General features: G+C 42.8%; 3 protein-coding genes and 1 pseudogene. All 4 read right to left on the bottom strand.

Annotated elements, in window-relative coordinates:
• Positions 1–658: COP23 domain-containing protein (locus tag C7B77_RS28350; protein ID WP_106312940.1), on the bottom strand; the 658-nt coding region annotated here is incomplete at its 3' end.
• Positions 659–701: 43 nt separating this feature from the next.
• Positions 702–1,247 carry a hypothetical protein gene (locus tag C7B77_RS28345; protein WP_146138584.1) on the bottom strand — a complete coding sequence of 182 codons (546 nt, stop codon included), beginning with the start codon at positions 1,245–1,247 and terminating at the stop codon, positions 702–704.
• Between the two features lie 145 nt (positions 1,248–1,392).
• Positions 1,393–1,734 carry a hypothetical protein gene (locus C7B77_RS28340; protein WP_106312932.1) on the bottom strand — a complete coding sequence of 114 codons (342 nt, stop codon included), beginning with the start codon at positions 1,732–1,734 and terminating at the stop codon, positions 1,393–1,395.
• 331 nt (positions 1,735–2,065) lie between these two features.
• A pseudogene (locus tag C7B77_RS30565) lies at positions 2,066–2,360 on the bottom strand (hypothetical protein); the annotation flags it as partial.

Genomic DNA, 2,360 nt, shown 5'->3' with positions numbered 1-2,360 from the left:
CAGTATCTGGATTATTTCGCTCGTTCTTTAAAGAGCTATTCGCTTGAGGAAATGCTCTGTTTTCCCAATTTCCCAAATTTAGATCTGCCGAGCGTGGCTGCGATCGAGTACTTTCCTGAACCGAGCTGCGACCATTTTGGGCGAAAGTGAAGATTTTCTGCATCGTGGCTTCAGGATTGCGCGCGTTTTCAGGATTGAGTGTAAATAACATATTTTGCCGATCGCATCTTTGACCATTGGACTGTACCGCACAAATCACAACTTGAGAATTAACCGTACCGCTGGCTAGCTGTAACTCTTTGAAAGTACCACCATTAAGATTTGCAGCTTGCTGGAGCCGTTCTGATACCATCTGACAGCGTTTTTCAGGAGTAAATTCTCGACCGAACCCATTGTAATTCCACGTTACCATTACGGCTTGACGATCGCCTTTTTGGACGACTGTTTTAAAATCTTGACAACTGACTTTGAGACTAGATGCTGCGGCAACAATTACTTCAGGTATATTATTATTTGAACCTTGACCTGTCGAACCAGTTCTAACATTACTATCGACAATCGGTGGTAATTGTTGAGCCAAAACTGATTCAGAACTCAATCCAGCAGTGCTAAAGATAATACCAGTTAGTAAAAATTGAGCGATAGTTGTTAGTTTCATTGGTTTTAGGTAGGTGTTAAATACTCGATCTTTACTGATTGATTTAGAAGCTACTGTCTCTGGCAGATCTGAAACTAGGGCTAGATACTGTAGTAGTTTGAATATTTGGGACACTATTACCACTGCGAACTAACTGTTGTCCGATACTGTCATAGGTGTAATAACCTGCGGCGATCGTATTGCTCGGTTGGATACAAACAGTCTCTGTCGTGATGCCATTAATAAACACCGCACCCGCTCCACAAGGAACTTGACTGACACCCCATCGACTGAGTACAGGGGTAACTCGATCCGGACTTTTACTTGCTTCGATTCGTAATTTTTCCTTGGTAATTTCGGCTTCAGCAGCAATTTGGGCTTTCTTAATCTCCGCATTCGCCATAATTTCTGCCGAGCGACTGGGTGGATTGATTAAACTATTGATGATACTCGCGCCAGCACCGATTAGATCTACCGAGTTTTGTTGTCCAAATTGGATCGTGCCTGGAAATACTTGTTGTTCTTGAGCGAAAGCTGGCGAGCTAACAGCAAACATTGTGGTGAACGCGAGCAAAGTAAGTTTGAGTTGGTGCATATTTTTGACTCTCATTAATCTCTAAGTGTTTACATCGCTGTGTCGGTAAAATATAGCTAAAAACTTGTCATGTAGTCATCAAAGCTGCTTCTTTTTATCGAACTTTATTACTAATGCTAGCTTGCAAGTTTTAGCTCGTGCTTTATTGTCGATCGATTACCTACGGTTTCAGGCTATTCACCCATTGGATATAGTAGTTATACTGCTGTTGGACTCGATCCTGATGCTGGAGTTGACCGCCCATGCGAATATAATACTCTTGACAAGCTTTTGAGTAGCGCCGCTCGCAGAGTTGTCGGAGCAAATTGAGATAGTTTTGATAGCGTTGTGCTTCAGGACGAACTACATTATTCATATAGCTGTTAGTCTCTGATACTGCTTGTCTCGATTGACGTAAGATGCTATTGAGTTGAGCATCGGAGGTTTGAGCCTGAGCGGGGTTGACGAGAGTAACAGCACTACTGAGAGTGAGAATGGAAGCGATGGCGATTTGACGTAACATAATTTTTAATCCCGAAAGTAGTTGGTGTTGTGTACTGATGATTTAGTTATCAGCCGTTTTGAATAGCGTTATGCAAAATTCCCAAAAACTTTTTTCCAAAAATCTAGAAACAAGACCTAAATTACCTTTAATAGCTAGACGCCCGATATCCTCAGCTATTTTTCCCATTCCTGCTCTTACCCAACTCTATACCTGTTGAGGATCGGGTATCCTCATGCCATCTAAAGTGCGGGTTACTCCCGCCATACCTCTGTTAGTAGTTGGCGGCGAGGGTGATAGATAGCTCATCGTTGAGGAATCTCCGCCCCGCTCACTCTTTGACATTGAAGTGCTAACACTCCATTTCTGACTCTGACGAGGATTCATAGCTAACCTGAGTTTCTGCTGGGGAATCCTCAGCTAAAAATTCGTCTAGACTTGGATCTTCGTCCTCAGCTAAAAATTCATCCACTGCTTGAGTTTCGGATCGATCGTCGCTTTCTGGAGATTCATCCGATTCTTCGGGTTCTGGTCGATCGGATTCTGGTTCGGGACAGTCAATTTTTTCAATAGTTTCCTTGCTAAACCAATTTTCTTTAACTGTTGTTTCTACGTCACACCCATTAGTGTCGATGTTGGTATCGCGT

Source organism: Chamaesiphon polymorphus CCALA 037, assembly GCF_003003845.1.
In the GTDB taxonomy this organism is placed as follows: Bacteria; Cyanobacteriota; Cyanobacteriia; order Cyanobacteriales; family Chamaesiphonaceae; genus Chamaesiphon; species Chamaesiphon polymorphus.
The sequence above is the reverse complement of the archived record's forward strand: the minus strand, read 5'-3'. Positions and strand labels throughout refer to the sequence as shown.